The sequence below is a fragment of the Acidimicrobiia bacterium genome, from assembly GCA_040289475.1.
Taxonomy (GTDB): Bacteria; Actinomycetota; Acidimicrobiia; order ATN3; family PSLF01; genus PSLF01.
In genome coordinates this window covers 78,969-100,266 of record PSLF01000003.1, presented here as the reverse complement: position 1 = coordinate 100,266, position 21,298 = coordinate 78,969, and the positions used below count along the sequence as shown (strand labels likewise).

The following is a 21,298-nucleotide window of genomic DNA, read 5'->3' as shown; positions in this document are numbered from 1 at the left end:
GATAAAATCGCTTGCGAGGCCTGGTTTTCGGCTAGGACCGTGAGTAAGATTTCGATTCGAGTTCGTCGAGTAATTACAGCGGTGATGGGCTTGCGGACGTTAAACAGGCTTGACTGAGATGAAACTCGAACGACTGGACCCTCGTAAGGAGAAAATTCTCGCTTCCGTTGTGGAGCTATATACCGAGACCGAGAAGCCAGTAGGCTCTGTCGCGGTTGCCAGACGCGCTAGACTCGGCGTCTCGGCGGCCACCATTAGAAACGAGATGCGAGTTTTAGAGGCGCAGGGGCTTATTGATCAGCCCCACACCTCGGCAGGCCGGGTACCGACAGTGAAGGGCTATCGCTATTACGTAGATTATCTGCTGAGGGAGCAATCTCTTCCCCGGTCGTGGAGCGCAACCGTGCACCGGTTGTTCGCTCATCGCACCGGCAAAATAGAGGAGTTGCTGCAGACGATCTCGCGATTCGTATCCGACGCGATTCAACAAGCGACGGTGGTAGTAGGGCCATATCCAGAGGATGAGACTCTGAGAGACGTCCACCTCTCGCTTCTTTCTGACGAGTTAGTGTTAGTGAGCCTCGTCACCTCTTCTGGGCGCGCGGTGGCGAAGAGTCTCAGCCTGAATCGCCCTCTCTCTCCAAGGGCAGCAGAGCGAGCCTATCGAGCTTGTAGGTCATTGAGGGGCACTCCTATTTTGAGCGTGGCGCGGGCCTTCGAGAGTTTGAGAGAAAGCGTTGGCGACGACCCTGGACTACGGGAAGAGACATTTCACCTCTTTGGGGTTATCGCGAGCGAGTTCGCTGACGTACAGCGATTTCCGATTCCATATTTCGTGGGGGGTACTTCATGGGTTGCGAGGAAGTGGCCCACCAACGAGTGGCACGATTTCGAAGAGTTTCTTAGAGCACTGGAGGAGCAACAGCCGGTTATATCTGCACTGAAGCTCCTCTCAGGGGGCGGGTCTGTTAGCGTCTTCATTGGCTCGGAGAATCCGTCTAGACTCCTAAGATCGTGCTCGGTAGTGGCTGGGAGTATCGTTGCTGACTCCAAAGTTGTCGGATCGGTCGGTGTCGTCGGGCCTACGAGGATGAACTACGCGCGAGTTATGCCGGTTGTGCGAGAGATCTCGTCGCGCATAGGCGACTGGCTTGTGGCGGCCTACGGGTAGTCCTTTTTGTCCGGCTGCGCATTTGCTTTAGTTTCCACATCTCGAAGGCGAGTGTCGGTATGAAGGACTACTACGAAATCCTAGGCGTGTCGCGCAAAGCATCTCAGGACGAAATCAAGCGAGCCTATCGCCGACTGGCTCGTCAGTACCACCCGGATGCTAACAAAGACGATCCATCCGCAGAGGACAAGTTCAAGGAGATAAACGAGGCGTACGAGGTCCTCTCCGACCCGAAAAAAAGAGCTCAGTATGACGCTTTCGGAACCACTGATATATCTGGATTCGGCGGTTTCCGAGCTGGCGGATACGATCCTTTTGCCCCATTGAACGACATCATCGAGGATTTCTTTTCCTCTGCTTTTGGTTCGAGCGCGAGACGAGCAAGGCGCGCCCGCCGAAGTGGGGAGCCAGGGAGAGATGTCGTAGTCGAGGTCGAGATTGATTTCGAGCAGGCTGTAGTCGGTGCCGAACTCACCCTCGACGATTTGGAGTTGTGGGTCGAGTGTGACGAGTGCAAAGGCACGGGTGAGGAGCTAGGGTCGAAGAGAGCGACCTGCACCGCGTGTAGCGGTACTGGCGAAATCACAGAGCGCCGGCGCTCTCTCCTAGGAAGCATGATTACTAGCTATCTGTGCCCGGAATGCGAGGGAGAGGGCACAGTAGTTGTAGAGCCGTGCAAAAAGTGTGGCGGCGAGTCACGAATTCTGCACAAAGAGAAGCTCACCGTTCCTATTCAACCAGGAATCGAGGACGGGACTCAGTTAAGAGTTCCCGGCCGTGGGCATGCTGGAGTTCGGGGTGGTCCCTCGGGCGACTTGTACATTAGCGTTCGAGTTCGACCTCACCCTGTACTCAAACGCTCCGGTGCAGACTTGTTCTACGACGTAGTGATAAGTTATGTCCAAGCTGTCCTGGGAACCGAGGTCCTAGTCCCTACTCTCGACGGCGACTTGCGCGTGCGGATTCCGGGAGGTGTATCCGACGGGGAAGAGCTTAGGCTCGTTGGCCACGGTGTTCCTCGTCTCGATAGGGGCGGCCGTGGCGATCTCGTGATCAAGGTGAGGGTCGTGATACCTTCAGAATTGGATCCAGAGGAGCGGGCCCTGCTGGAACGGATAGCCGAGATCCGAAGAGAGCGTGTACTAAAACATGATCATAGTGCCGAGACCGCACAGAAGAGGATCTGAGAATGAGCCGGCTGGACAATTTAGTAGACCAGTGCATTTGAATGAGGCAAGCGGCGAGGATCTTATAGCAGGACTACGATGTCCAAAGCGTGATCATATTTCGGTGTATCTCGCGATCAAACATGGCTTGAGAGGAGAAACTTCTTCAAAAAATGCGTAAGCCCCCCGATTTTTCTAGGCGCTTGGGAGAGCGTCTTAGGAGTATCCGTAAACAGAGCGGCCTTTCCTTGGGTGATGTAGAGCGTCGCAGTAAAGGTGAGTTTAAGGCTTCCGTGGTAGGCGCATATGAGAGAGGGGAGCGTTCGATTAGCGTTCCAAGGCTAGCCAGGTTAGCGGAGTATTACGGGGTGACTTTGGAAGAGCTCCTGCCTACCGAAGACGAGCACGTTCACACACCCGGGCTTCGTACACCTGACGCTGACACTCTGAGGCTCGACTTGGTGGCGCTGGAGACTGCTCAAGACCCAGAGGCCCGAATAGTAGAGCGATATGTAAACCGGATTCGCATCGATCGGGGCAGTCTCGATGAGACGGAGATAGCAATCAGGCGAGAGGACATCAAAGCTATCGCTGCTTTTTTGGATATGGACGAAGAAGAGTTCCTCCGCCATTTGGTGCAAATGGGTGTTGTCGCTGGGCGCCGCAACGCCCATGCGCCCAGATAGGCGGGGCCGCGTCAATGATAGCCCCTGCCCACACATGTGTAGGCAGGAGAGCAAAAATCCGTCGAAGGCGGAGATAGGCGGGAAAAGTCGCTTTCGAAGCGAACAGAGGATAGATATGCCCAAAATTCTTCTACGAACACTGGGGTGCCGGCTGAACCAGGCTGAAAGCTTCGAGATAGAGGAAGGGCTTTTGGCATCCGGGTTCGAGCTGGCGGAGCCAAACGACACCCCCGATGTCGTAATCGTAAACACCTGTACTGTCACTTCGGATTCGACGCGATCATCTCGCCGCTTGATCTCGAGGTCCGCTAGGGAGTATCCCAATGCCCGCCTCATAGTGACGGGATGTTATGCGGTTGCTGCACCGGAGGAGGTTAGAGCGGTAGACGGCGTAGACGATGTCATTCCTAACAAGGGGAAGGACTCCATCGTAGGTTTCCTGCAAAACCAATACTTCCCTCGCACGCTTCAGCTGTCGTCGTGTATGCCGCAAGTCCCTCCCCGTGTGATTTTGAAGGTTCAAAGCGGATGTGACGAGATGTGTACTTTTTGCATAGTGCCTTACACGCGAGGGGATCTCGATTCCAGAGACATCGAACACGTTGTGTCGGCCGGAGTTTCTCTTGCGGAGCGAGGAGCAGTCGAACTGACACTTTCTGGAGTGCATCTTGGCAGGTACGGGATCGACTCTGGAACAGGAGTGGGTCTTTATGAGTTGGTCTGCCGCTTGCTTGAGTCGCTCCCCTCGAGCCTTAGGATCAGACTCTCCTCGATAGAGCTGACCTCTATAGACGAGCGTCTCGTTGAACTGATTGCTTGCGAGCCACGACTCTGTAGGCACCTCCACATCCCTCTGCAATCGGGAGACGACGGAGTGCTTGACGCGATGGGAAGGCCATATGACTCCAAGAGGTACTTGGAGGTGGTCAGCGCTATCAAAGAAAAAATCCCCGGAGTTGCTCTCACGACAGACGTGATGGTAGGTTTTCCCGGAGAGACCCTGGTCGCATTTGGCAACACGCTGGACATAGTGGAGCGTGTTGCCTTCGCCAAGGTGCATGTTTTCCGTTACTCCCCGCGGGAAGGAACTCCCGCGGCTTCGCGGGAAGACCAAGTACCCGAGGATGAAAAACGGGCACGGTCGAAGACTCTGAGGGAGTTAGGAGACAAGCTTAGGCTTGAATTCCACCAACTGCAAGCAAAAGCAGGACTTATAGAAGGGGTGCTCATAGAGGGCCATGGTCCAGCCGAATCAGGGTGTATTTCCGATAGTTCGGGTGCGGCAACTCAAAGAGTCGCACCTTCCCTTTTCGGTATCACTGACAATTACGTAAAGATTGAGACCTCGGGTCCTGTAGGCACTGTGGGCAAGTACGTAAAGGTAAAACCTGTGGATGTTTCCGTTGAGCGGGTTTCTGCAGAGTTATTACTCGACCAAGGAGTGGATCCCCTTCCCAAGCGGCCATATCAATCCGGAACGGTGTTGAGGAGATAGCGGGGTAGGATGCCGACTGCACTTATCACCGGGATAACTGGCCAGGATGGCTTATATCTTGCGGAGTTTTTGCTGTCGAAAGGCTATACGGTCTACGGGATGGTGCGTGGCCAGGCGAATCCAAAAGTCTCTATCGTGAAAGAGACGGTTCCCGAGGTCAAGCTGGTATTCGGCGATCTGACGGATTTTTCTTCTTTGCTGTCAGTCCTTGAAGAATCTCAACCCGACGAGGTATACAACCTCGCCGCCATCAGTTACGTCCACGTCTCTTTTCAGCAGCCAGAGCTTACATACGCTATCACAGGCCTGGGAGTCCACAAAATGTTGGAGGCAGTTCGCAGGTATCAAGGTGCGGGAGGGAATGTTCGTTTCTACCAGGCGAGCTCTTCCGAAATGTTTGGGAAGGTAAGAGAGACGCCCCAAAATGAGCTCACTCCCTTCCACCCTCGCAGCCCGTACGCGATAGCCAAGGCAATGGGCCACTACGCAACGGTTCATTACAGAGAGGCATACGGAATGTTTGCGTGCAGCGGGATTTTATTCAACCACGAGTCCCCTCGCCGGGGGCCAGAGTTCGTGACCCGGAAAATCTCGCTAGCCGTTGCTGATATCGCTGCGGGAAGAGCGGACAAGATTGTATTGGGTAACTTGAACGCCCGCCGCGACTGGGGTTTCGCCGGCGACTACGTAAAGGCGATGTGGCTGATGCTTCAGCAAGACGAGCCGTCCGACTACGTAGTAGGGACTGGCGAGTCGCACAGTGTCACTGACTTTGCCAGGCTGGCCTTGGCTCACATCGGAATCTCCGATTACGAAAAGTACCTAGCAGTAGACGAACGGTACATGAGACCCGCGGATGTAGAAGAGCTAAGAGCCGACCCGACGAAGGCGAGAACTGTTTTGGGATGGGAACCGACAGTTTCTTTCGAGGAGTTAGTGAAGATGATGGTCGAAGCGGATCTGGCGGCTTCGAGCGGCGATCAGGTTAGGAAGGAAATCACTCCTCGATCATAGTGATAGAAGCTCTCTTGCCAAGATGGTTGCGCGCTATGCTCTCGATTTCGGCAGGAGCTTGTCTCAGCCAACTTCCTCGGTTTTGGGTTCGGGCCTACCAGGTTGCTCGTTAGGGTAAGCGGAGCGCTTCGGCACCATTACGCGCCGCACAAACTCGCACACAACCGTGCCATCCTGCTTGTATGCGATGGTCTTTACTTTGACGACTCCGCGGTCCGGCTTTGATTTTGACTCTTTTACTTCAAGCACTTCCGTTTCGGCATAGATAGTGTCGCCATGAAAGACTGGCGCCGGATGCCTTAAGTATTCAATTTCTAGGTTTGCAATTGCTTTCCCGGACACGTCCGGAACGCTCATACCCAACGCTAGGGAATACACGAGATTTCCTACAACGACATTGCGTTTGAACTGCGTTTCGTTCTCTGCATACCTAGAGTCAATGTGGAGTGGGTGGTGATTCATTGTGATCATGCAAAAGAGGTGATCATCGTATTCTGTTATCGTCTTTCCAGGCCAGTGTTTGTATACGGCCCCTACCTCAAAGTCTTCTAAGTACCTTCCGAACCCCATTTTCGATCCTTACAACTCCGTATCCTAGACCAGCACCTTTTTCCCACGTTTTTGAGCCAGAGCTCAGCTGGCCAAGCCAACTATAAAATGCAATTTTACGTGTCTACTTTGTACCGTTTGAGCAATTGTCGCGAGATGATGTTTTTTTGGATTTCGCTGGTGCCTTCACCTATTAGTAGAAAGGGAGCATCCCGGTAAAGACGCTCGATAGTAAACTCCTTCGAGTATCCATACCCGCCATGTATCCTTAGAGAATCTGTGACGATGTTGTGACAGGCCTCCGATGCAAACAACTTCGCCATACCCGCTTCTAGATCTGCCCTTCCCCCAGCATCTTTTTTTCGCGCAGCATTGATTGTGAGTGCCCTCGCTGCCGCTAACTGAGTCGCCATCTCAGCTAGCTTGTGTGCAATAGCTTGGTGTTGCGCAATTGGTTTGCCGAAGGCCTCACGCTGCTGCGCATAGCGAATTGCCTCCTCAAATGCCCTCATTCCAAGCCCCACTGCCCTGCCGGCCACATTCACTCTCCCCACTTCTATACTGTCCATCATTTGATAGAATCCACGCCCTTCTTCACCTCCAAGTAGATTTTCTGCAGGGCATCTATATCCGTCGAATATCAATGCCGTCGTCTCCACGCCTTTGTATCCCATCTTGTCAATATTGGGTGTTACCGTAAGGCCATCCAATTTCTCCACACCTGGTTCTTTTTCAACCAAGAACACGCTCATGCCCTTGTAGGGTGGATCGGCCTTTGGATCTGTCTTTACAAGAGTTGCGACAAACCCAGACCTTAGCCCATTAGTAACCCACATTTTTTCGCCGTCGATCACATACACATCGCCCTCGCGTCTAGCTTTCGTTTTAATTGACGCTACGTCTGATCCTGCTCCCGGCTCTGACATCGAAAATGCCCCGCGGATCTCACCAGCTGCTATTCGCGGCAAAAACCTCTCTTTTTGATCCTTTGTCCCATGAGTGTTGATGAGGTAAATGTCAATGAAGTTAGTGTTTATAATTCCCGCAAGGCTCATCCAGCCTCTGGATAGTTCCATAACGACGAGCACGTAAGTCAGAAGACCTTCCCCTAGCCCTCCGTACTCTTCGGGGACCGTTAGCGCGAATATCCCCATTTCTTTCATTTGCTCGACGATTTTGTCTGGAAAGGTATCAGAGTGCTCAAGCTCGTCAGCAACTGGGATGACTTCCTTGTCTACGAAGTCGCGTACGGTAGCAACGATTTCTTTTTGAAAGTCAGTCAGGTCTTCCGTGTCTTCGAAAAGCACCTGAATCATCCTCCTCTTGTCGCCGATACGGGCTGAGCAACTTCTACTCTTGCCCGATGAAGTCTGCGAGAGTTTTTTGACGGACAAGGCCTGCACGGCGGCCCTGCTCTGCAGTAACTGCGGCCATTTTGCGGCTAGCCTCGTCGATCATCTCATCCCCGAACATGACAGCGCCTCGACGCTCAAGGGTCGTGGCTTTCTCGTAGGCTTCCAGAATTGCTTCTGCCCTCTCGTAGGCATCTTGATCAGGGGTATATATCTCGTTAGCTATTGGAATCTGGTCTGGGTGAAGGACCCACTTTCCGTCGAAGCCGAGCATACGAGAGCGGGTAGCAACAACTCTGTATCCGTCTAGGTCTCTGATTTTCGCGTAGGGACCATCGATAGCCTGCAAACCCGCGGATCGAGCGGCGCTCAATATCTCCATAAGAACCCAGTGCCAGTGGTCACCGGGGTAGTCCTCGACGATGTCACCGACGGTCAAGTGTGGCATTCCCATCGATGCCGCCATGTCTCCCGGTCCAAATATCAAAGTTTCCAGCCGATCGGACGCTTGAGCGATGTCGTGAATGTTTTTGAGCCCTTTGGGGTTCTCAATTTGAGCCTCTATCCCTATGCGTTTTTCTAGGCCAATCGTGTCTTCTATCATGCGCAGAGTGGTGTCGACGAAGGTGACGTCGTTAGGTGATTGCACCTTGGGAATCATGATGCAATCGATGACGTCGCCGGCAGCTTCTACAATCTCGATCAAGTCTTTATAGGCAAAGCGCGTGTCTATCGCATTGATTCGAACGACTACTGTTTTGTCTCCCCATTCACCCGATTTCAGTGCTTCTATGACCTGGGGCCGGGCCTCTTCTTTAGCTGCGGGTGCGACGGAGTCCTCCAAATCGAGAAAAACCTCGTCTGCAGTAAGAGTCGGGGCTTTCGCCATCATCTTGGGACTGGAGCCAGGCACCGACAGACACGACCGACGCGCTCTTATCACTCCCACTGTCGAACACCTCCCTGGTTATGTGAGATCCTAGATCGGCCGGAGTTGGAATCAGTTCACCTCGCGGTCCCTGCTAATGTACACGGCGTAGCAGTACTGCTTTCAACCGCCACGCGCGCTGAGGCGAAAACGGAGCGGCTAGAGCAATCGATGGCGGCACAGGTGTGGCCGTTTCGTGTCGTATCCGATGTGTCGCAAGGAAAGCGAATCTTGAACCCGACCTGAGAACTGTGGCGCTTTCGACTTTTCCATACCTTGTGGTGTACTACAAGTAAGGAGGAACCGTTGACGACGATTGTTTCCACGGCGCCCCTACCGGCGCTAATCATAAAAGGACTAATAGAGTCGGCTCTCGCCGAGCGTCAGCGAACGGACATTGCTGTCGAGGTCCTGACCTTGCCCGAGCGTACCAAACAGGCGGTGTTGGAGCTGGCCCCGTCGGCCGATATTCTCCTTGGTGATTACACTTTCGAGATTCCCATTGATGCCGAGGTCGTGGGTAGGCTGGAAAAGTGCAAGCTCATTCAGCAGCCATCTGCGGGATATCAACAGATAGATATTGAGGCCGCTAGAAGGAAGGGTATTCCCGTAGCGAACACTGGTGGCGCTAACGACGTATCTGTCGCAGAGCACACGGTAATGGTCGGCCTCGCTCTTCTGAAAAGCTTGTTTTGGGCCGACGCTCACACGAGGGCGGGCGAGTGGCCGCAGATGGCTGTGGGGTCGGTGGGTTGTTTAGAGCTAGCCGGCAAAACGTGGGGGATAGTCGGGTTCGGGCGTATAGGCAAAGAGGTGGCTCGCCGACTCAAAAGCTTCGGTTGCCAAATTATCTACTACGACGTGGTCCCTGCGTCTCAGGAAATAGAAGAAGAACTGGGAGTGTCCCGTTGCGACCTTGATCAACTCCTGTCTAGATCCGATGTAGTCTCTCTCCACGTGCCTCTCACGCCAGACACACACCACCTCATAGATGCCTCTGCCCTGTCGAAGCTTGGAAAGCGTGGTTACCTTATCAACGTGGCTAGGGGAGAGGTTGTCGACGAGGAGGCTTTGGTGGAGGCTCTAAAAAATAAGGTCATCAAGGGCGCTGCCATCGACGTCTTTGCCGAAGAGCCGCCGCCGCCGGATCATCCGCTATTTTCTCTGGAGAACGTAATCGTTACGCCTCACGTAGCAGGGGTTACGGACGAGTCCAGACGCCGCATCATGCAAGTTACAGCCTCGAATATAGCGGCGGCGATTCTGGGTGAGACACTCCGACACGTTGTCAACTAGCGGTCCGGCATTTGTTTCATTCAAATGGCGATCCTCTCCAACGAGCTCAGCTAGGCATAGAGCAAATAAGAAAGAGGCGATTAGATGTGACAAAGCCTCGCTTCATCGGGGAAGATACGTCTCCCTAGGTGGTGTAAATTTAGCGGGGTGACGCGCGGTACCAGTGCGCAGTTGCCGTAGGGGTGTTGTCTACCGCTTCAGGGTCCAGGGAGTGCGAATGAGTACTGGTAGCCAGCGGGCGTCTACGACGGCTCTGTTGTTTCCGGGGCAGGGAAGCCAGTTCCAGGGGATGGTCGAGGCGGTCGAGAAGTGCCCGCCTGCAATGGATCTGTTTCAGGAGGCATCACGCGTTCTGGGCTATGACCTTTTGGGAGCGCTTAGAGAAGCCGACAGCCGAAGCTTTAGCGACACCGCGTTCGTGCAACCAGCTATCTTTGTTACTTCCCTTGCCCTGCTAACTGCATCTGGCTGTCTAGATGGAGATGCCAACTTCTTATCCATTCATTCCGATCCTCCTGTGGCCGAGATAAGCGAGACTGCAGATGGCTTTTCGTTCGGTAGCGCTGCCGGCCATAGCCTCGGCGAGTACACGGCCTTAGTCGCCTCGAAGATGGTCACTTTTGCGGAAGGTCTCGAACTCGTCGCTACCAGAGGCGAGGCTATGAAAATGGCGTGCGCAATGACGAAAGGGGCCATGGTTGCGTTACTCGGGGCAGAGGAAAAGAGAGTCGAAGAAGTCTGTGCTGAGCGGCGATCTCGAGGCGGCGCAGTTTGGGTGGCCAATCTCAACTGTCCTGGGCAAGTGGTGATATCGGGAGATATAGCCGAAGTGGAGCAGGCTCTAGCCAATCCTAGACATTTTGGTGCGCGCAGGGCAGTGATGCTGGATGTGGCAGGAGCGTGCCACACACCGCTCATGGAGCCGGCCTTGAAGTTGCTATCCGATGCTGTTAGTAAGGTCGATTTCAAGTCCTCACCTGTGACAGTATGGTCGAACGTGACTGCTCAGCCATATCCTTCTCCAGAAGAGGTTCCCAAGCTGCTTGCTCGCCAGCTGGTAGAACCCGTCAGGTGGAAGCAGACTCTTCAGAACCTGGAAACCGCAGGGGTCTCGGCCTTTGTGTGTTTTGGGCCTTCGGATACAATGGCCGGCCTTGCCAGGCGCTGTCTTCTAGCGAATAACAAAGAGCGAACAGGTAACGCTGCGAGAATCGTGAGGATCGAAACGTTCGCTTCCGCGTCCAATCCCACGGTGGAGACCGTAGATGGGTGAGGCGTCTAATCGAGTGACATCCGAATCCGGCGCATATATACCGACGGCGGCCACCGTCACTATTTCGAGCGCGCACTGTTGTTGACAAGGAGCGAATCGCTATGACCCCGAACAATTGCTTCGCTGCCATTACTGGCTGGGGTATGGCGGTCCCGCCGCGAGTGCTCACCAACAGCGACTTAGAACAAATCGTAGAAACCTCCGACGAGTGGATTCGCTCACGAACTGGTGTCATAGAGCGACATGTCCTCTCTGAGGGAGAAAAGCCTTCTCAGCTTGGAGCGCAGGCAGCCAAGGAGGCACTCGAGAAGGCGGGACTTGATGTGGGAGAAGTCGACACGATTGTGGTCACTACGTGCACGGGAGACAGGTCGATCCCAGCAACAGCCAACTCTGTCCAGCACCTTTTGGGAAACGACACGGCTGCCGCTTTTGACGTAAACGGAGGTTGTGTGGGGTTCATCTATGGGCTCCAGATCGCAACGAGCATGATTTCGACGGGAGCAGCTGAGAGGGCTCTTGTAGTTGCGGCGGAAGGCCTCACTCGATTCACCGATTACACTGATCGTTCGACTTGTGTTTTGTTTGGCGATGGAGGGGGCGCCATCGTTTTAGAACCGTCATCTAGGGAAGAGGGGTGTTTGGCTTCCAAGTTTAGTTCAGATGCCTCCGCGATTGAGCTTCTAACCGTCCCTGGAGGAATGGCCGAGCGTCCCGCATCGCATGACACTGTCGATTCACGTCTCCACTACTTGAAGATGGAGGGTGCGGAGGTGTTTCGGCGCGCGGTCGTAGGTATGGAACAAACTGTAAGAGCTCTTTTGGACGAGACCAAGACATCACTAGACGAGATTCAGCTCGTAGTTCCTCACCAGGCCAATAAGCGCATCATAGATGCACTGGCCAAGCGCTTGGAACTCTCTCACGACAAAGTTGTATGCAACATTGAGCGGTACGGCAACACTTCCTCGGCGACCATTCCAATAGCCTTGGCAGAAGCGGTTTCGGAGGGGAGGCTCGACAAAGGAGATCTGGTATTGCTAGTTGCTTTCGGCGCAGGATTGTCGGTGGGCTCGGCGCTCGTCAGGTGGTAGTGAGAAGCAAAGGGCACGGTGTACGCAATGAGTACGCACTTCATGCAGCGACCCCTCGAGAGCAAAGTAGCACTCGTAACGGGCGCCAGCCGGGGGATAGGTCAGGCGATCGCCGCAGAGCTCGCCAAGCTCGGCGCCTCAGTGGCTATCAATTTTTCGAAAGATGCGAGTGGCGCTTCCGAGACGGCTTCCCTAGTGCAGGCACAGGGCAGCAAAGCCGCGGTAGTTCAGGCCGATGTTTCGGAGTCGGCTGCCGCTTCAGCCCTCGTCGAAGAGGTAGGTTCGCTTCTCGGCGACCCCTCGATCGTGGTGTGTAACGCGGGCATACGAAGAGACGGCCTCGCTATGAGAATCTCCGACGAAGCCTGGGAAGAGGTTATGAGGGTCAATCTCTTTGGAGCCTTTTATGTCACCCGAGCCTGTCTCAAGACCATGGTTCGCAACAAGTGGGGACGATTCGTTTTTGTGTCCTCTGTGGCCGGACTACAGGGCAACGCCGGACAGGCCAACTATGCGGCTTCGAAGGCCGGGATGATAGGACTTGCAAAGTCGATAGCCCGGGAAGTCGGATCCAGGGGGATCACTGCAAATGTCGTGGCGCCTGGCTTTGTTGAAACTGAAATGACCTCGGACCTGCCAGAGGATTTGATCGAGGAGGTGCGACGGCGAATTGGAGTAGGGCGCTTAGGCGCCCCTTCCGATATAGCGCCAATAGTGGGCTTTCTCTGCACTCCCCAGGCGTCCTACATAAACGGTGCCGTCATCACGGTCGATGGCGGGCTCTGAGCTGTCGAGTGGCGCGCAGCGAGTTTTAGGCGCCGAAGACAGTGAACGAGGAACTGATCCAAAATAACGAGAAAGGAGAGAATATGGACAGAGCAGAGCTGGAAGCCAAGCTGATTGACCTGATGGCTTCGCACTTAGAGATCCCCAAGGAACAGATCAAAAAAGATGCGACGTTCGGAGACGATTTGAAGGTCGATTCTTTGGGGGTTGTAGAGATGCTCATGGCTGTCGAGGATGAGTTCGGCATCACGATCCCCGACGAAGAGGCCGAGAAACTTACCACCGTGGGTGAAGCGATCGACTTGGTTGCTTCTAAGCTGTCTCTCTGAAAAAAGGGGCTTACGTTGTGCGGTCGGGATCTCGAAGCAACCTAAATGAAATAGAAATCAGAGGGTTGAGAAATGGGTCACGTAAAAGGCGATAGGCGACGGGTAGTAGTAACCGGAATGGGAGCAATCACGCCCCTCGGGGCGAGTGTGGAGACCACCTGGGAAGCTATGATGCAATCCAAGAGTGGGATCGGCGAGATCACGCTCTTTGATGCCTCGGATCTTGCATCGCGGATAGCCGGCGAGGCCCGGGACTTCGATCCATCGAAATACTTCGAGCCCCGAGACGCAAAGCATCTGGATCGCGCGGGCCAGATGGGGATCGCAGCAGCCACCGATGCATACGCCGATGCCAAACTCGACAAGGGGAGCTACGACCCCAATCGTGCCGGCGTGATTTTCTCGTCTGGGATTGGCGGGATATCCACACTTGAAAAACAGTTCGAGCTGATGTTCACTAGGGGGCCTACAAGACTCAGCCCGTATCTGATTCCAATGTTCGTCCCCAACCTCATTGCCGGCCAAATTTCAATTCGCCTGGAGCTAAAGGGACCATCCAGCTGTGTGCTAACGGCATGCGCTGCCTCCGCCAATGCAGTAGGTGATGGAGCCGAGTTGATAAGGCGAGGAGCCGCAGATGTGGTGCTAGCAGGCGGCGTGGAGGCAGCAATCTGTCGTCTGGGGGTCGGTGGGTTCTGCTCTATGAAGGCTTTGTCCACTAGGAACGACGAGCCTCAGAAGGCGTGCCGGCCCTTCGATCGCAACCGGGATGGATTTGTAATAGCAGAGGGAGCAGCTTGCCTGGTTTTAGAAGAAAGAGAAGCGGCTTTGGCTCGGGGAGCTCGCATCTACGCCGAAGTGCTGGGATATGGCCTTTCGAGCGATGCCTACCACGTCACTGCTCCGGATCCTGAGGGCGATGGCGCGCGGCGCTGTATGCTGGCGGCCCTGGAGGACGCAGGTATTGGAGCATCTGACCTTGACTACATAAACGCCCACGGGACTTCGACCCCTTACAACGACAGGACGGAGACGATGGCTATCAAGAATGCGTTGGGCAGTGCCGCTTTCGAAATCCCAGTAAGTTCTACCAAGTCGATGACAGGCCATCTTCTCGGCGCAGCAGGAGCCTTGGAGTCAGTTGTGTCGGTGATGGCGTTGCAGTCTCAGATGTTGCCGCCCACGATTAATCTCGACGATCCAGATCCAGAGTGCGACCTCGACTACGTGCCCCACAAGCCACGCAACGCAGAAGTGAATGTAGTTATGTCGAACTCGTTTGGATTTGGCGGACACAACGCATGCCTGGTTTTTGCACGCCCGGATTACATCGACTGAGGAGCAAAAACAGCATCCTACCTTCTAGGAGCCGCCTAGAAGAAGGGCTTCACGCGGCACCCTCAGAAACCATCTGGGGTTGCAATGCTGAATTTCGGTTAAAACCGTATCGATCATGACGAATAGAAGAGGTTTAGCCATCAGTCAAATCGGGCTGCAGTAGCGGTGGAGCCGACTAGGAATGCAAGACTTTCCTCTCCTTCTGGGGGGCCCACTCCTATAAGTTCGTCACCCGGTTCTAGTCGTGTAAAGCCGCGTGGTCGGTATATCCACCGCGCCTTTCTCCGAATGGCTAAAATCCGCACCCCAGTCTCGACCTCTACGCGCAGGTCTCCGAGCGTCGAACCAGCGGCTCGACTGTCTTCTGCCACTCGGGTCTTTATAACCGTTTCGTCGCTTTCGCCCATTGACAGCGCAAAAACGGGGTGGATTTCCTCGTTTTCTTCTACGAGCCACACCATATCGACAGCTGCGTCTCCGATCGACTCGCTCGCCACGCCGAGGTGTAAAAGGCCTCTAAGTGGCCTCGGGTCAATCGACGCCGCTGCCGCTCTCAGAGTCCATAGCTCTAGCTGTTCTCGCATCTCGTCCATGCGCTCTTCGAGACGACGGACTTCGGCCGCAAGGCTCCTGTCGTTGAACATCAAAGCTGAGTATGCGAGGCCAACGGCGGCCTCGGAGATGTTCTTCATCTCCACTAGAACGTCTATGGCTCGGCCCAAATCCGTGAACTCTTCCTCGGGGTCGTAAGGAGGAGGAGACAGGGGAGGCGCACCGAACAGCTCCCTGACTGCTGCGATCCCGTCGGGAGGCCCTTGCATGAAAACAACGTCGTCCTCGGATACCACGTCGGGTCCGGCTGGATCGAAGACCCAGTCGTCCCCCCGTCGGATGGCTATAACCCTCACACCGAACTCTGTCGGTAGCTGTAGGTCCCGAAGGGTGGCACCGCATCCCTGAGAGTTCCTTCGCACTCTGGCCCTCGTCACAACTTCCTCGGCCTGGGACAAGTCTCGAATGAGGCCAGCTGGAATTCCGAGGTTTCTCGTGACGATCCGACCGATGTCTACTGCTGCGTTAGCGATCTTCTCGATCGCTCCCACTACCTGAAGAACTGAGGCCATACCCTCGGCGTCTTCACGAGACCTCGCCGCTACCAAACACAAAATTCTCATGTCAAAAATGAGCTCTGTGAGTCTCTTCTCTAGGCGATCAAGTTCTTCAGCGATGTCAGGTGATAAGTAGAAAAGAGCTGCATACGCTAGATCGACCATTATCTCGGAGGTATCTTTCGCCTCCGACAGCATCGACTTTAGGTTCGGACGAAGTTCTTCGGACATAGCCAGAGGGAGTAGGGTACTCAGAAGGCGCAGATGACCAAAGCAACAAGGCCAGAGTCTGTGGTTACAGAGTTGTCCATTTCTTCAAAGGAAGTGTGCATCACCTGTTAGAGCGCGTGTGTCGTTAGGTAACATGATACCGCAGGCACCAGACATATTCACTCTGGCCAAGCGGAGGTTTTGAGGCTTTATGGAAGTTGGATCGATTATGCAGAGAAACCTTGTTACTGCTTCTGGGGAAGCTTCCCTCTCCGACGTGGCAAAGATCATCCATGAGAGAGGTGTTGGATCGGTGATCATAGTCGAAGAAGGGAGGGTCTTGGGCATCCTCACGGAGCGAGATGTAATCGCGGCGGTAGCGGAGGGACTTGACTTGTACACAACGAAAGCCAAGGATCACGAAACCCACGATGTCGTGTACGTGACTCCCCAAACGAGCTTGGAAGAGGCGGCACGATCGATGGTCATGAGAGGGATCCGTCATCTTCCGGTGATTGACAAGAACCAGCTCGTAGGCATTGTTTCGATGCGAGATCTCACTCGCTGGAGCGTGAGCGAACTTTCCTCTGATGTGGGTGAGCTCCCCCACATCGAGCTGGCTCAAAAGGTTCTGTCGCTGAGTCACGGCCACCGGTAGGTCTGGACCTCGTCCCTACCCTAGCAGCCTGAAGGTCATCCGCTTCGCTAGGGCGAGCTACATTGGCGCGAGTCCTCCCATTCCACGAAGGACCTCGCCACTAACACCGCAAGGATGGCCATTCCTATCCCTGCAAACGCCATTCCTAGCGCTGCTCCCAGCGCAACGGAGGGCGCGCTGCACTCTTCACACCCGAGCCTAGCTACAGCTGCGCCGATAGCCCCTCCAGCAACTCCCGCCAAAGCCACGGTAAAAACGACGAACAGGCGCCAACGCCAAGAGAGCTTTCTGCGACGCAAGAGGGGGTCTTTCGCATCGGGTATTCGCTGGGCTAAAGACTCTTGGCTCGTATTCCTGCCTTGCATCTTTTAGTCACCAGTTGCTTGATCGAGGATTTTTGTCCCGCTCACACTAGAAGGGTCCGCAGACGGGCCCACTTTAACTTCTACGAGGATGCCCGAGCCGACGTCCAGTTCGACGGAGTGGATGCTGTTGAGGTCTTCCCCCATCAGGCTCAGAAGAAGGACTTTGAGGGGATCTGCGTGAGAGACGATACAGACCGCTCGCTGGGGAAAGTCCGGGGTCTCTTGCAAGGCATGTCGCAGTGCTCGCCGCATTCTTTGGGCCAAGACTTCCAAGGTCTCATCGATGAACCGAATTGAAGCAGGATGCGAGCGGTATGCCTCCCATTCTTTGGGACGATTTTGCTTGATCCAATCCCAGGTATGGCCGGACCAACGGGATCCAAGCTCCCACTCCGTTAAGTCCTCCAATATCACCGGATCTGGAAGTCTTGCGGTCTCGGTGAGAATTTGCGCTGTCTGTCGAGCTCTTTCGAGAGGACTTGAATAAACGGCTGCTACGCCCGTGCTGGCAAGGCGCAATCCAAGTGATCGAGCTTGCCTAGCGCCTCTCTCCGAAAGCGGGAAACCGGGGAGTTTTCCGTAGACGACTGCTGATGGATTATAAACTTCTCCGTGGCGAACGAGCCACACCTGCCCCGTTTTCAGTTTCCGCTTCCTGCCCTCGCCTGCTCGATCGAGGGCTCTTTGGCTGTTTCCCGTTGTGTTCCTTCTTCCTCTAAGAGAGACTCACTTTTTCTTTTCGAAAAAGCGATCGCAGCGCCGAGTACTCCTATGCAAACGAGCACTATCGTGACCCGCAAAGGTTTGTTGCCTGCCGAGCTTATGATGGCAGGAAGGGCTAACACTGCGACCAGATTGATGACTTTGATGAGCGGGTTTATAGCGGGTCCAGCTGTGTCTTTGAAGGGATCTCCGACGGTGTCCCCGATCACAGCTGCTTTGTGCGATTCGGAGCCTTTTCCGCCTAAGTGTCCATCTTCTATGTATTTTTTAGCGTTGTCCCATGCTGCACCCGAGGTTGCAAGCATTACAGCCATCAACTGCCCAGTGAGAATAGCAGCTCCTAAAAACGCTCCCATCGCGTACTCACCGAGGGCAAAACCTATGATGAGCGGACTTAGAACGGCTAGAAGAGCTGGGGTTGCGAGCTCTCTTAGGGAGTCCCTAGTGCAGATGTCGACCACAGCTGCGTAGTCTGGTTTTTCGTTGCCTGTCATGATCCCGGGGTGAAGCCGGAACTGTCGACGCACCTCCTGGACTACCCGTCCTGCAGTTCTGCCCACAGCTTTTATCGCCAATCCCGAGAAAAGCAAGGCAATGGATCCTCCGACGAGTAGCCCGATGAAAGTTTTGGGATCTGCGATGTTTATCTGGATGTCGCGCAGAGCCTCTGTAACGCCCAGTCCCCGTCGAGTACCGATGACCTCGATATAGCTTGCGAACAAGGAAACGGCTGCTACCACTGCCGAACCGATTGCGAAGCCTTTGGTGATCGCTTTGGTCGTGTTGCCTACGGCATCCAAGCTGACCATGACCTTTAGAGCTTCTTCGTCGGTTTCACCAGCCATTTCAGAGATGCCGGCTGCGTTGTCGGCTACAGGCCCATAGGTGTCCATCGAGACTATGACGCCCGTGGTAGATAGCATACCCATGCCCGTGAGCGAGACGAGATAGAACGCCAGCTGAACATTGCCACCAGCGAGCTTCAAAGCGGCGTAGATCGCAACAGCGATCGCAACAATGGCCCACACGGAAGCCTCGAGGCCGACAGAAAATCCGGAAAGAATAGTCGTAGCTGGACCTGTTTGAGTCGACTCGGCTACTTCCAACACTGGTGCGCGCTGCGTGGAAGTGAAGTAGTCGGTAAGAAAACTCACTGCAACGGCGAGCACCAGGCCCACCAAAACAGCGTGGGCCAGACGAAGATCTCCTACGTAGAAGTGGGCGAGCAAGTAAGTTGCTATCGCGGTGAGAATTGCCGACACCAAAAAACCATTTTGTATAGGTCTAGTTGTGGCCCGCGTTTCGTCTTTGCGGGCTTTCACAAAAAAGATTCCAACTATCGAGGCAAGAACCCCTATTGCCCTCGCCGCCAAGGGGAATATGACACCCAGGGTTCCCTTGCCGGGCATGATGGATTCGATGGCTGCGTACCCCAAGATCATCGATGCTACGAGGGTTACTTCATAGCTTTCAAAAAGGTCGGCTGCCATTCCAGCGCAGTCACCTACGTTGTCGCCGACATTGTCAGCTATGACAGCGGCGTTCCGGGGATCGTCTTCGGGGATCCCTTTCTCTACCTTTCCCACTAAGTCGGCACCTACGTCTGCTGCCTTGGTATAAATGCCGCCACCAACCCTCATGAAAAGGGCGAGCAGGGAGCCTCCGAAACCGAATCCGACTAGAACGAGCGTTGCTGAGCCCTGGTAAATCATGAAAATTAGAGTGGCTCCCAGAAGACCCAGTCCTACGGTGAAAAGACCAGCTATTCCTCCCGTCCGAAAAGCGATTCTCAGTGCGTCCGGGAGACCTTTGGAGGATGCTGCTGCTGTCGTCCGAACATTTCCTCGAACTGCGAGGCTCATTCCTAAGTACCCTGTAAGGCCTGAAAGGAAACACCCAGCGACGAATGCCACAGAGCGCCCCAAGGCAGCCCCTACGCCATCGCCGAGAGCCGAGACTAAAACGAGTCCGAACAACACTAGGACCATTACCGAGATTGTTTTGATCTGCCTGTTCAGGTAGGCCTGTGCTCCCACTTGAATGGCGCGGGCAATCTCTTTCATTTTTTCAGTGCCCTGATCCTCGGCGAGTATGAGTCTGGTGAGCACAAAGGCCAGAGCTATGGCGAGCAGTGCTGCCGATAGTACGCCCACAAGGATCACCCACTCGGTGCTCCCGAGTCGAATGTCTTGGCGCTGTGCCTCTCCTGCTGCAGCGAGAAGGGTTACCAACTTGGGCCTCCTAACAGATGATGGCCGACATCTTCGAATTTTTACGGATTATGACTACAAACTAAGCACTCCTCGTTTTCGAGGACGAACGGCGATGCAGTATAAAGCCAAGACGCAGCCTGCTCAATTCTTCTGCACGACTTCCTCTGAAAGTCGGTGCTCAAATCCGCTTCCAAACCGATGGTTGAAGACAAAATGTACTCTGTGTTACTACACAGCCTTCTCTCTCGGCGAGAACACCATCGCCTCGAGCAGGTCGCTGTGAGCTCGGTATGTTGCTGGAGCCTGGAATCAAGGATACCCGCAGATGGGGCAGTTCTTCGACGAAGTCATTGCCTTTGGTGTCAGCCTCGAGGAGTGCTACGCCGCCATGAAGCGATACTCCTCCGAGTTGTGGTCGGAGGTGGACGAGGCTATGGGGCCGTTATGGGAGTCGGAGGATGAAAGAGAGGAAGCCAAGACTTTGTTTTGTCCCAATAGTCTCGTGGTTGGGCGGCCCAAGAACTTCGACGGTGCGGTCGTTTTGGAAGTTGACTCCGATGCCGAGGTGACCGCAGAGTCGATCTCTAAGACCCTGAGGTGTCCAACGATTGCGATCAGAGTTCACACTCAGAACTGGTGCAAGCTGGTGGCTTTCGATAGAGGAGATTGGTTAGGGTGGATTTTCTGGCTCTCCCCAAGCGCCTTTGTCACAGAAGGGGAGGTCATCCCGTCGGTCGTGACAGCAGCTCGAGTGAACGGGGGCTGGATAGGCGACCCTGAAATCTTCGAGGCCTTTTTGATGGACAACTCGTCTACGTCACTGGTAGACATTTTGGATGCTCACTGGGATGGACCATCCGAGGTGGTTAGCGCCGTGAAAACCGCTTTCGGCGTTGGCGACAAAGCGAGGATTTCTCTGCCTCGGTAAGCGCATTCTCCAATGTGGTAAGCGCCCTAGACGAGGGTAGGTGGTCTAAAGGAATGTACCAATGCCAGCAAAGCTTGAAATAGTACTAGGCGATATCACAAAGGAGCGCGTTGACGCGGTAGTAAACGCCGCAAACCAGTCTTTGTTGGGTGGAGGTGGTGTCGACGGAGCTATCCACCGAGCTGCGGGACCCGAACTGCTGGAGGAGTGCAAGCAGCTTGGGGGCTGTAGAATTGGTGATGCCAAAGCAACGAAGGGATACCGGCTAGAGGCAAAGTGGATAATCCACACCGTGGGGCCCGTTTGGCGAGGAGGCGACAGCGGAGAGCCTGAGCTGTTGGCCAGTTGCTATCGAAGGTCCTTAGAGGTCGCTGCGGAGCTGGGCGCTAGGAGTATTGCTTTTCCCGCTATATCGACTGGAGCTTATGGTTATCCGCTTCGCCCCGCGACAGAGATTGCGGTCACTGTATGTAATGATTGGACCCAGAATTCCTCAGCTATCGAGCTGGTAAGATTCTGCTGCTTCGACGAGCGTACTTACAGGGTATACGAAGAAGTCCTCGCCGAGCTTGGCCGGCGATAGCGGGTGGGATCTTCCGCAAACAGGTTGTATCT

General features: G+C 54.6%; 21 protein-coding genes. 14 read left to right on the top strand and 7 right to left on the bottom strand.

Going from position 1 to position 21,298, the window contains the following annotated elements:
- Positions 1-118: 118 nt before the first annotated feature.
- The 5 genes from hrcA (at position 119) to gmd (ending at position 5,532) form a co-directional block, all read left to right on the top strand.
- Entirely contained in the window at positions 119-1,171 is a 1,053-nt protein-coding gene (gene hrcA, locus C4318_02815) for a heat-inducible transcription repressor HrcA (protein ID MER3454077.1), read from the top strand.
- A gap of 59 nt (positions 1,172-1,230) precedes the next feature.
- Entirely contained in the window at positions 1,231-2,358 is a 1,128-nt protein-coding gene (dnaJ, locus tag C4318_02810) for a molecular chaperone DnaJ (GenBank protein ID MER3454076.1), read from the top strand.
- 152 nt (positions 2,359-2,510) lie between these two features.
- Positions 2,511-3,023 (top strand): transcriptional regulator, encoded by a 513-nt coding sequence (locus tag C4318_02805; protein ID MER3454075.1) that lies wholly within the window; start codon positions 2,511-2,513, stop codon positions 3,021-3,023.
- Positions 2,983-4,518: a tRNA (N(6)-L-threonylcarbamoyladenosine(37)-C(2))-methylthiotransferase MtaB gene (locus C4318_02800; protein MER3454074.1), complete on the top strand. Its 1,536-nt coding sequence runs from the start codon at positions 2,983-2,985 to the stop codon at positions 4,516-4,518. Before C4318_02805 ends, C4318_02800 begins: the two co-directional genes overlap by 41 nt.
- A 9-nt stretch (positions 4,519-4,527) precedes the next feature.
- The gene (gmd, locus tag C4318_02795) at positions 4,528-5,532 is read left to right on the top strand and encodes a GDP-mannose 4,6-dehydratase (GenBank protein ID MER3454073.1); all 1,005 of its coding nucleotides are present in this window, start codon (positions 4,528-4,530) and stop codon (positions 5,530-5,532) included.
- 63 nt (positions 5,533-5,595) lie between these two features.
- On the opposite strand, the gene C4318_02790 is transcribed toward gmd, so the two are convergent.
- From C4318_02790 to C4318_02780, 3 genes are all read right to left on the bottom strand, one after another.
- Positions 5,596-6,102, bottom strand: a complete 507-nt coding sequence (locus tag C4318_02790; protein MER3454072.1) for a dehydratase — start codon at positions 6,100-6,102, stop codon at positions 5,596-5,598.
- 95 nt (positions 6,103-6,197) lie between these two features.
- On the bottom strand, positions 6,198-7,397 hold the full coding sequence (locus C4318_02785; GenBank protein ID MER3454071.1) for an acyl-CoA dehydrogenase: 1,200 nt from the start codon (positions 7,395-7,397) through the stop codon (positions 6,198-6,200).
- Between the two features lie 34 nt (positions 7,398-7,431).
- On the bottom strand, positions 7,432-8,325 hold the full coding sequence (locus C4318_02780; protein ID MER3454070.1) for a CoA ester lyase: 894 nt from the start codon (positions 8,323-8,325) through the stop codon (positions 7,432-7,434).
- A 342-nt stretch (positions 8,326-8,667) separates the two neighbouring features.
- On the opposite strand from C4318_02780, the gene C4318_02775 reads away from it, so the two are divergent.
- The 6 genes from C4318_02775 to fabF all read left to right on the top strand — a co-directional run bounded on the left by C4318_02775 (position 8,668) and on the right by fabF (position 14,477).
- Positions 8,668-9,657 (top strand): hydroxyacid dehydrogenase, encoded by a 990-nt coding sequence (locus C4318_02775; GenBank protein MER3454069.1) that lies wholly within the window; start codon positions 8,668-8,670, stop codon positions 9,655-9,657.
- 217 nt (positions 9,658-9,874) lie between these two features.
- A complete protein-coding gene (locus C4318_02770; protein MER3454068.1) occupies positions 9,875-10,930 on the top strand; it encodes a [acyl-carrier-protein] S-malonyltransferase in 1,056 nt (351 codons plus the stop codon).
- 101 nt (positions 10,931-11,031) lie between these two features.
- Positions 11,032-12,024: a 3-oxoacyl-ACP synthase gene (locus C4318_02765; protein ID MER3454067.1), complete on the top strand. Its 993-nt coding sequence runs from the start codon at positions 11,032-11,034 to the stop codon at positions 12,022-12,024.
- A 42-nt stretch (positions 12,025-12,066) separates the two neighbouring features.
- A complete protein-coding gene (locus C4318_02760; GenBank protein MER3454066.1) occupies positions 12,067-12,810 on the top strand; it encodes a beta-ketoacyl-ACP reductase in 744 nt (247 codons plus the stop codon).
- A gap of 83 nt (positions 12,811-12,893) precedes the next feature.
- Positions 12,894-13,139, top strand: a complete 246-nt coding sequence (gene acpP / locus C4318_02755) for an acyl carrier protein (protein MER3454065.1) — start codon at positions 12,894-12,896, stop codon at positions 13,137-13,139.
- 72 nt (positions 13,140-13,211) lie between these two features.
- Positions 13,212-14,477 (top strand): beta-ketoacyl-[acyl-carrier-protein] synthase II, encoded by a 1,266-nt coding sequence (fabF, locus tag C4318_02750; GenBank protein MER3454064.1) that lies wholly within the window; start codon positions 13,212-13,214, stop codon positions 14,475-14,477.
- A 140-nt stretch (positions 14,478-14,617) separates the two neighbouring features.
- On the opposite strand, the gene C4318_02745 is transcribed toward fabF, so the two are convergent.
- Positions 14,618-15,817: a potassium channel protein gene (locus C4318_02745; GenBank protein ID MER3454063.1), complete on the bottom strand. Its 1,200-nt coding sequence runs from the start codon at positions 15,815-15,817 to the stop codon at positions 14,618-14,620.
- A 190-nt stretch (positions 15,818-16,007) separates the two neighbouring features.
- Between C4318_02745 and C4318_02740 the strand changes: the two genes are divergently transcribed.
- Complete coding sequence (locus C4318_02740) at positions 16,008-16,454, top strand: hypothetical protein (protein MER3454062.1); 447 nt, start codon at positions 16,008-16,010, stop codon at positions 16,452-16,454.
- 47 nt (positions 16,455-16,501) lie between these two features.
- Here the strand turns inward: C4318_02740 and C4318_02735 are convergent, their stop codons facing one another.
- From C4318_02735 to C4318_02725, 3 genes are read right to left on the bottom strand one after another with little or no spacing between them, the layout of a single operon-like run.
- Positions 16,502-16,819 carry a hypothetical protein gene (locus C4318_02735; protein ID MER3454061.1) on the bottom strand — a complete coding sequence of 106 codons (318 nt, stop codon included), beginning with the start codon at positions 16,817-16,819 and terminating at the stop codon, positions 16,502-16,504.
- Positions 16,820-16,822: 3 nt separating this feature from the next.
- Entirely contained in the window at positions 16,823-17,464 is a 642-nt protein-coding gene (locus C4318_02730; protein ID MER3454060.1) for a hypothetical protein, read from the bottom strand.
- Complete coding sequence (locus tag C4318_02725) at positions 17,461-19,728, bottom strand: sodium-translocating pyrophosphatase (GenBank protein MER3454059.1); 2,268 nt, start codon at positions 19,726-19,728, stop codon at positions 17,461-17,463. The genes C4318_02730 and C4318_02725 overlap by 4 nt, the downstream gene beginning before the upstream one ends.
- Before the next feature lie 352 nt (positions 19,729-20,080).
- On the opposite strand from C4318_02725, the gene C4318_02720 reads away from it, so the two are divergent.
- Together C4318_02720 and C4318_02715 are read left to right on the top strand one after the other, a co-directional pair.
- Positions 20,081-20,683: a hypothetical protein gene (locus C4318_02720; protein MER3454058.1), complete on the top strand. Its 603-nt coding sequence runs from the start codon at positions 20,081-20,083 to the stop codon at positions 20,681-20,683.
- 61 nt (positions 20,684-20,744) lie between these two features.
- Positions 20,745-21,266, top strand: coding sequence for an O-acetyl-ADP-ribose deacetylase (locus C4318_02715; GenBank protein MER3454057.1), 522 nt, complete (start codon positions 20,745-20,747; stop codon positions 21,264-21,266).
- The last annotated feature ends 32 nt before the right edge of the window (positions 21,267-21,298 follow it).

Bases quoted from the DNA above. Each gene is read 5' to 3' on its own strand.
- hrcA (MER3454077.1), top strand. From the start codon at position 119: ATGAAACTCGAACGACTGGACCCTCGTAAGGAGAAAATTCTCGCTTCC.
- dnaJ (MER3454076.1), top strand. From the start codon at position 1,231: ATGAAGGACTACTACGAAATCCTAGGCGTGTCGCGCAAAGCATCTCAG.
- C4318_02805 (MER3454075.1), top strand. From the start codon at position 2,511: ATGCGTAAGCCCCCCGATTTTTCTAGGCGCTTGGGAGAGCGTCTTAGG.
- gmd (MER3454073.1), top strand. From the start codon at position 4,528: ATGCCGACTGCACTTATCACCGGGATAACTGGCCAGGATGGCTTATAT.
- C4318_02790 (MER3454072.1), bottom strand. From the start codon at position 6,102: ATGGGGTTCGGAAGGTACTTAGAAGACTTTGAGGTAGGGGCCGTATAC.
- C4318_02785 (MER3454071.1), bottom strand. From the start codon at position 7,397: ATGATTCAGGTGCTTTTCGAAGACACGGAAGACCTGACTGACTTTCAA.
- C4318_02780 (MER3454070.1), bottom strand. From the start codon at position 8,325: ATGATGGCGAAAGCCCCGACTCTTACTGCAGACGAGGTTTTTCTCGAT.
- C4318_02770 (MER3454068.1), top strand. From the start codon at position 9,875: ATGAGTACTGGTAGCCAGCGGGCGTCTACGACGGCTCTGTTGTTTCCG.
- C4318_02765 (MER3454067.1), top strand. From the start codon at position 11,032: ATGACCCCGAACAATTGCTTCGCTGCCATTACTGGCTGGGGTATGGCG.
- C4318_02760 (MER3454066.1), top strand. From the start codon at position 12,067: ATGCAGCGACCCCTCGAGAGCAAAGTAGCACTCGTAACGGGCGCCAGC.
- acpP (MER3454065.1), top strand. From the start codon at position 12,894: ATGGACAGAGCAGAGCTGGAAGCCAAGCTGATTGACCTGATGGCTTCG.
- fabF (MER3454064.1), top strand. From the start codon at position 13,212: ATGGGTCACGTAAAAGGCGATAGGCGACGGGTAGTAGTAACCGGAATG.
- C4318_02745 (MER3454063.1), bottom strand. From the start codon at position 15,817: ATGTCCGAAGAACTTCGTCCGAACCTAAAGTCGATGCTGTCGGAGGCG.
- C4318_02740 (MER3454062.1), top strand. From the start codon at position 16,008: ATGGAAGTTGGATCGATTATGCAGAGAAACCTTGTTACTGCTTCTGGG.
- C4318_02735 (MER3454061.1), bottom strand. From the start codon at position 16,819: ATGCAAGGCAGGAATACGAGCCAAGAGTCTTTAGCCCAGCGAATACCC.
- C4318_02720 (MER3454058.1), top strand. From the start codon at position 20,081: ATGGGGCAGTTCTTCGACGAAGTCATTGCCTTTGGTGTCAGCCTCGAG.
- C4318_02715 (MER3454057.1), top strand. From the start codon at position 20,745: ATGCCAGCAAAGCTTGAAATAGTACTAGGCGATATCACAAAGGAGCGC.